At 48.2% G+C, this 1,051-nt stretch carries 1 protein-coding gene and 1 pseudogene; both read right to left on the bottom strand.

What is annotated here, in order from left to right; all coding sequences use genetic code 11:
- Nucleotides 1-218 (bottom strand): annotated as a pseudogene (lipC, locus tag ACWHAR_RS23045) (spore germination lipase LipC); the annotation flags it as partial.
- A 63-nt stretch (nucleotides 219-281) separates the two neighbouring features.
- Complete coding sequence (locus ACWHAR_RS23040) at nucleotides 282-1,034, bottom strand: IclR family transcriptional regulator (RefSeq protein WP_017697332.1); 753 nt, start codon at nucleotides 1,032-1,034, stop codon at nucleotides 282-284.
- Between the last annotated feature and the right edge of the window lie 17 nt (nucleotides 1,035-1,051).

Here is a 1,051-nt window from a genome sequence, read left to right as displayed (position 1 = left end):
TCAGCATCTCGAATACATTTTTGCACATAGGGATATGACAGGAGTCCCAAAATCTCTTCTGTATTCAGACCTGATCTGGCAAATATGTTTATTGCCGTTCTTGTTTTCAAGTCAGCTTCCATCATGTCCCCAAAACGCTGGACGAAGCCGGGTGAAAACAGCCCGGAGCCTCTCCCTGTCGTCAAGGAATCGCCCAGAGCTGTATATCGAAGCACCATGTTCTTTCCTCCACTCTTGAACGTCGATACGTTAATGTACGCAGCAGAGAAAAGATTGGCTACTTATGTATATCCTATTTTTCTTGAAATCTGTAAAGCGGCGTCCTTCACCTTTTCTGTTAAATAGGACAGCCTGTCTTCTGTAAATCTCGCTTCAAAACCTGCAATGCTAATGCCGGCTGCCACTTGGCGCTTATGGTTAAAGATCGGGGCGCCGATCGCCGCCGTATAGTTTTCGAGCTCTGAATAGCTGACAGTATAGCCATTTTGCACAGAGGCATCAATCTCCTGAAGCAGTTTTTCGGGATCGGTAATCGTTCCGGAGCCAATCGAAATGAGCTCGGTTTGTTTGATGTATGCTTCGATTTCTTCACGGGGAAGAAAGGACAGAATGCTTCTGGCGCACGCTCCCGCGTATAGGGGGGAACGCCTGCCGATCGCCGTATACAGCCGCACAGTCTGTGTCCCTTCTATTTTCTCAACGTATATCGCTTCATTGCCGTCCCTCATGATCAACTGCACGGCCTCATCCACTTCCCGGCACAGCTCTTCCATCACCGGTTTCGCTATTTTTCTGATATCCAGCCTGTCAGCGACAAGCTGTCCGAATTCCAAAAACACCAATCCCAGCGAATAAGCGCCGGACGCATCCCGACTGAGGAACCCCATTTCCTCCAAGGAGCTGACCATCCGGTGAACAGAGGTCTTCGGCATTCCCGTCAGCGACACCAGTTCACTTAAGGTTAGGCTTGGTTTATGCAAAAACAAATTAAGCAGCGCCATAGATTTGACTACGGTTTTATTTTTATTCTGCATCATTCATCCCCTTTGCT

It is taken from the genome of Bacillus sp. LR--39, from assembly GCF_053613335.1.
Note: the sequence above shows the minus strand (reverse complement) of the source record. Positions and strands in the feature narration are given on the sequence as shown.

Bases quoted from the DNA above. Each gene is read 5' to 3' on its own strand.
- ACWHAR_RS23040 (WP_017697332.1), bottom strand. From the start codon at position 1,034: ATGCAGAATAAAAATAAAACCGTAGTCAAATCTATGGCGCTGCTTAAT.